This is a genomic window from Candidatus Schekmanbacteria bacterium (assembly GCA_003695725.1).
Classification (GTDB): Bacteria; Schekmanbacteria; GWA2-38-11; order GWA2-38-11; family J061; genus J061.
The window spans coordinates 1-6,151 of the sequence record RFHX01000071.1; the positions used below are offsets into that span (position 1 = coordinate 1).

Annotated in this window: 7 protein-coding genes; all 7 read right to left on the minus strand. The window is 39.1% G+C overall.

What is annotated here, in order from left to right:
- Positions 1-704 (minus strand): hypothetical protein (locus D6734_03150; protein ID RMF96847.1); only part of this gene is annotated, 704 nt, incomplete at its 3' end.
- Between the two features lie 53 nt (positions 705-757).
- On the minus strand, positions 758-1,384 hold the full coding sequence (locus tag D6734_03155; protein RMF96848.1) for a hypothetical protein: 627 nt from the start codon (positions 1,382-1,384) through the stop codon (positions 758-760).
- The gene (locus D6734_03160) at positions 1,333-1,626 is read right to left on the minus strand and encodes a hypothetical protein (GenBank protein RMF96849.1); all 294 of its coding nucleotides are present in this window, start codon (positions 1,624-1,626) and stop codon (positions 1,333-1,335) included. Before D6734_03160 ends, D6734_03155 begins: the two co-directional genes overlap by 52 nt.
- A gap of 144 nt (positions 1,627-1,770) precedes the next feature.
- Positions 1,771-3,561, minus strand: a complete 1,791-nt coding sequence (locus D6734_03165; protein RMF96850.1) for an aldehyde ferredoxin oxidoreductase — start codon at positions 3,559-3,561, stop codon at positions 1,771-1,773.
- Positions 3,558-4,043 carry a 4Fe-4S dicluster domain-containing protein gene (locus D6734_03170; protein RMF96851.1) on the minus strand — a complete coding sequence of 162 codons (486 nt, stop codon included), beginning with the start codon at positions 4,041-4,043 and terminating at the stop codon, positions 3,558-3,560. The genes D6734_03165 and D6734_03170 overlap by 4 nt, the downstream gene beginning before the upstream one ends.
- 28 nt (positions 4,044-4,071) lie before the next feature.
- Complete coding sequence (locus tag D6734_03175; protein ID RMF96852.1) at positions 4,072-5,193, minus strand: hypothetical protein; 1,122 nt, start codon at positions 5,191-5,193, stop codon at positions 4,072-4,074.
- A 21-nt stretch (positions 5,194-5,214) separates the two neighbouring features.
- Positions 5,215-6,000 carry a coproporphyrinogen III oxidase gene (locus tag D6734_03180; GenBank protein ID RMF96853.1) on the minus strand — a complete coding sequence of 262 codons (786 nt, stop codon included), beginning with the start codon at positions 5,998-6,000 and terminating at the stop codon, positions 5,215-5,217.
- Positions 6,001-6,151: the final 151 nt, after the last annotated feature.

A 6,151-nucleotide genomic window follows, 5' to 3' on the forward strand; every position in this document is an offset into this window, starting at 1 on the left:
ACAGCATAATACTTATCTATCGTAGTCCCGTCTCCAAGCTGTCCATCACCATTTGCGCCCCACGCCCAAACTGTTCCATCTGATTTTAATGCAACTGTATGTAAATAACCTGCTGAAATCGCTAAAACATCGCTTAACGCATTGCCTTGCGCATCAATTACTTGTACTGGATTTAATCTGTCTGTCGTGGTCCCGTCTCCAAGCTGTCCATCACCATTTGCGCCCCACGCCCAAACTGTTCCATCTTCCTTCAATGCAACATTAAAACTACCACCTATATAACCACCTCTTTGACCTCTAGACATCGCTCCTATACCTTCACCTTTAGAAATCGCTGATACTCCAGTAAAAGGATTTCCTGATTCATCCAATACCTGAACAGCATAATACTTATCTGTCGTAGTCCCGTCTCCAAGCTGTCCATCACCATTTGCGCCCCACGCCCAAACTGTTCCATCTGATTTTAATGCAAGTCCATCGATTCCACCTGCAATATCAGAAACATCTTTAAGAGCCTCGCCTGATTCTTCAAATATCTGGACAGGATTAAATCTATTATCTCCCCAAACCCACACAGTCCCGTCATCCTTTAAAAGACACCCCCCATAACGCGTAAGAGATATTTTAGGAGTAACTGCAAAGGCATTAGAACCAATTAATAATAGTATTAACAGATTAAAAAAAATATATTTTTTCTTCATCATAAAAAGATCTTATAATAAAGACATTGCTGAAAAAAATCAAAAACCGCTTTTTCTCACTTTTCAATTTCCGGATAATTTCTGACTTCGATTATTATTTTTTTCTTAATATTTTTCCAATCAACAGATTTTAGCATAACGGGCATCGGCTCTTCCTCTGCATCATCAAAAAAAACCAAACTCTTCAAGATATGCATTTTGTTATATTTTGTTTTGCTATATTTCTTTTCAAAAAAACTCAAAAGTTCTTCAAGTGAATATTTTTCAAGAAGAAAGAAAAGATCAATAAAATCTTTTTTGCATCCGCGAGAGGAAATAGCAGATATCTTCATAGCCGCAATATCGCGAATATCAGCAAGTTTAATATTTTCAAAGTCAATGAGGGGATAAAGCAGGTCATAATCATAATGAAAAAAACTAACTTTAACTTCATCTAAAACTATATCCAATGTCCTATTATCTTCATAGACAACTATATATTCTCCTAGATTAGACAATTCTTTTCTAATGTCAGGGACTGAAAAAGAACCTTTTGAAAAAAAATCCAGATCTATGGATTGTCTGTGCCCGATTTGAATGGCAAGAGAAGTCCCGCCTGCCAAATAAAAATCTGAAACAAATCTTAGCGATCTTATTTTCGCCAAAAGGGATTTTGTTTTTTCATTGATTGCTTTTGTGTACATAACGGTTTTTGAATATCAAAATACAAACAAAAGAAATTAATTGATTTGGGATCAAGTTTGTCTATTTTTTTTTGAAAAACCTTTTTGACTTCATTAATCCCGTATGTCCTCATCATCCACTGGAAGTCATCGATATCTCCGCGAGACAAAATTCGTTCGATAATAAAATTCCGGTTTCTCTTCAGGTCAACTTTATCAGCATCAACATCCCAAAAAAGATAAGGCTTTTTAAGAGGGTCCATATTTTGCTTATACCATAAAAGAAAAGTTTATCAAATAGCGAAGTAAAATGTCTCAGAGCAAAACTGAAATATTCATCATAAAAAAATTCCTTCTCCCTGCTAAAGAGAGAAGGAATTATCTGATAATCGATTTATATTTATCTACTATTCAATGCCAAGCTCGGCAAGTTTTTCTTTTGTTGGCACACCGTTTTCGTCCCAGCCGCGCGCTGTATAATAATCGTTCAGCATCTTTTCAAAATCCACGGTCAACCCAGCAGAAGGTCCTGAAGGAAGAGGTTCACTAATGACACGAGGAGGCAGGGAATCATCTTTTCTTGTAAATCCAGCTTGCACATTAAACAGTCGTTCTACATTCCAAATTCTCTCTCCAGCCTTCACATAATCTTCATATGAAAAATTTTCACCTGTTGCTGCGCTCAAAATCTTTGCAAATGGTTCATGCTGAACGACAACTGTTGCAAACATACAGGCCCCGGTGGCGTCAATTGCAGCATTCAAGTTTTGAAAATCCCTTGCAAGCTCACCCTTCCCTTCTTCTGTCTTTGATTTAACCTTCTTGGGAATTCCAAAAACTTCGGCAAAAACCGTAGCTCCTCTTGTATGGTCACCGCCGCGCGGATTTGTTGAATAGGTAAGCGCCATTCCTTTTGAACCTCGTGGGTCATAGGCGGAAATTTCCATTTTCTTGGATGTCATTGAAATTTCAGGCACCCCATATTTTTCTGCAAGGCGGTAGCTTCCAAGAGCAAGCTCATCGCCGAATCCTTCACGAAGTCCTGTTTTCCTTGTAAGTTCAACCATCGCTTTTGCATCACCAAATTTGAGCTCCATCCCCACATCGTTCTTTGTAAGTTTACCCTTCTCATAAAGCTCCATTGCTGTTGCAATCGTTACGCCGACAGAGATACTGTCCATACCAAGTTCATTGCAGATGAAATTGGCTTTTGCAATAGCATTGATATTGTCGATATTGCATGCCGACCCAAAAGCATAAATAGTTTCATACTCGGGACCTTCACCATAGCCCTCAAAACCTTCTTCTGTTACTCTACTTACTCTCCCACAGCCAAGAACACAACCATGACAGCTCTTTTTTCTAACCAAAATCTTATCTCTTATGGCTTGCCCATTTATGTTATTTGCTCCTTCAAATACGCCTTCGCGATAATTATTGGTAGGAAAGATGCCTACTGCATTACAGTAATCAACTGCCATAGATGTGCCGAAATAGCCATAACCTTTGGCTACATCACCCTTAAAAAGCGCTGCCATTTCAAGGCTTGCTTCTCTGAACCCCTCTGCAGCTGAAAACCCCTTTGTACCATGAACAGCTATTGCTTTGAGATTTTTGGAACCCATCACAGCGCCTACACCTGACCTTGCCGCAGAACGGTTTGTATCATTTATGATTGCAGACATTAGTACGAGTTTTTCTCCTGCCGGCCCAATGCAGGCAACTTTAGCCCTTGGATCTGTCTTTTCCCTGACCAGCCGTGTTGTTTTATGCGTATCCTGACCCCATATTTCGCCTGCATCTCTCAATTCAACTTTGTCGTTTTGAATCCAAATATATGTTGGCTTTTCAGCTTTTCCTTCAATTATTATGCCGTCATATCCTGCTGCTTTAAGCTCAGGGCCCCAATAACCTCCTGAATTCGAACATGCAATAGTACCTGTCTGAGGAGACTTCGTCACTACCATAAACCGCGCCGCACAAGGAGCACCTGTTCCTGTAAGTGGTCCGGTAAATATAAACATCTTATTTTCCGGTGAAAACGGATCAACCTTGGGATCAACTTCATCAAGCAGCATCTTTGAGCCGATTCCTCGCCCTCCTATATATTTCTTTGCCAACTCCTTATCCAAATCTTCAACTTTATGTGCACCTTCTGTAAGATTTATTCTTAATATCTTTCCTGTCCATCCTTTCATAATGCCTTTACCTCCTTCAGTTTCTCTGCTAAAGTTGTAAAAAGTTTCTCTCTTTCTGCCCTTTCTTCCTCTGTTATTTCTCTCCATTCTATTGCACGGTCTTTACAAAATTTGACACATTCAGGTTCGCCGCCGCAAAAGTCGCACTTGATCGCATGTCCAAAATCATCGTAAGCAAAGATATGTTTTATTGGGCACTCATCTATACAGGCGCCACATCCTGTGCATTCTTCTTCATTGATTGTAACAACCCCTGTATCCTCATTCTTTTCAATTGCTCCTACTGGACAGGCAGGCAAACAAGGTGGGTCATCACATTGGAAACAGGTTATCGGATAGTAAGACTGCTCCTCTTCAAATTCAACAGCTTTGATCTTTGAATAAAAACTTGTAAAAACATTAAAATGCTTATTCGAACATGCTGTTTCGCACCTTTTACACAAAGTGCATCTCTTAGGATTAAAGTGGATAACATTTGGCATAAAGAAAAACCCTCCGCTTTATAAATTCTCATCCCAACATTTCAAGTGCAAATTTTATCTCGTCTCTTATATCCTCATCCTCTTCATTATTCAATGCAGAATTTAATAAATCACGAGATTTTCTACCTCTAATTCTACCAAGTGCCCAAGCTGCATAACCTCGAGCTTTATTTGGCCCGGCATTCAGAATTTCGCCAAGGGGTTCAACTGCCCGCTCATCTTGAAAATTACCTAATCCAATTGCGGCATTTCTAATCAAATATTTTTTATCCATTAGAAAGAATCCCATAAGAGTCATTGCAAAGCCTCTTTCCCAATCTTCATCGCTGATTTTCAATACATCAAGCATTTTAGGATGCATTAGTTCCATCGAAACCTCAAAATCTTCAAGAGGAGTAAGATTTTTGTTCTTCGGACAGACATCACGGCAAATTGTACAGCCTTCTCCAAGAAGATTTCCGCAATTTTCGCGAATTTCATAAGGAATAAAATGTTTGTTATGGCCAAGATGAAAGTCGATGCACTTTGTCATATCGCAGACATAAGGAGTGCTCAATGCATTGGTGGGACATGCTTTCATACAAAGGTCGCATTTACCACAATCCATATCGAGCGGACTGTCCGGTTCAAGGTCTGCATCTGTAATATATCCTGATAGCGATATCCAAGCGCCATATTTAGGATGCTGAATTATGGCATTTTTCCCATAGAAACCGACTCCGCATTTGGAAGCCATCAGTTTTAGAGGGAAACCGCCTGCAGTCAGGGAAAAACACTGATATCCCCTATCCTTTAAAAAATCGATTATCTTTGCATTGCGCTCGCCATTGTTTTGAAGATAATTTGTATTCACATGAGTGGCTTCTGCACAGCCAAGTAAATCCCTTTTACATTGCTCATAAGTATATACTTTCTCGATATATGCTGGAGATCCCGTGATTATAACAGATTTCGCTTCAGGCAGAAAATCTTTTGGTTGAAAAACAGTATCTATTCCTCCGGAAAGCGGTGTCGCCTTTGCAAAAATCCTTTGCACAGCGGCAATTCTTTCATAATCCTCTGAAGGATAATCCTCCGGCGCCACTACTCCAACAAGGGGTATTCCTACCTCGTTTTTTACATAATCTACGAATTCATTTTTTAGGGTCATAACCTTTCTCCCAATTAATTTCTAAAACTTCGCTAAAGGAGGCAGTATTGCGCCAAGAAGGGCTTCAGCAGGTATTCCCTTTTTTAATCCAAATATCGTCCCATCATCTTCAAGAAGAGTCCACTGCACCCACTCACCATGCTGTTTAAGTTTGCAGTTTATGTCGTCATCTGTATATTTTTGATCTTTTCTCTTCTCAGTTAACTCTCTTACAAGTTTGATATAAGTCTCTCCCATATCCTTATAAAAGGGGAAATCCTCTGCTTCAAGATGAAATGAATATATCCCGGCATGACTTCCAACTTTTTCTCCTGAATATTTTGATTTGAAGAAATCAGCCCTAACCTTCTGAAGAGAGTCATAGCTTTTGCCATGCCTTTTGCAGAGCTCTTTCATTGCATCAGCAAAGTATTTTATGTCTTCTTCAGTGTCAAAATAAGGTTTAATGTCAGTACCGCCTGCCAACACTACCTTGTCAGTTATATTTGCCCGAAGTTCAATATACGCTTTTGGAATGTGCGGATTTACAGGGAAAAAATGAAGTTCCAATACCATTGCATCAGCAGTGCTTCCCTGTTGTCCCAATTCTTCTGCAAGCACAGGAGGTGTTTCTATTTTAAGGTCGCAGTAAATAGATGTAGCTTTGTCAAAGGTCTCACCCTCAGAACGGTTCAGATAAAGTGGTCCCATCGGCGTATCAAATTTTTTTTTGACAATTTCTGAAGACGGATTATAGGTAGAGCAGATTTTTTCATATTCGCCAATCATCTGTTGCAGAAAATCGACTACCTCATCTTTTGTAAGCATAAATATCCCTCCTATTTGAATTATGAAAAATAATTAGCAATAGTATCATTCTATGTCAAATCAACAATTGTTTAGAAATGATGGAAAAAATTTTATATAGGCAGATTCATTGAAATTTTTTAGTCTGTCGGATTTTTAAACACCTTTTAGC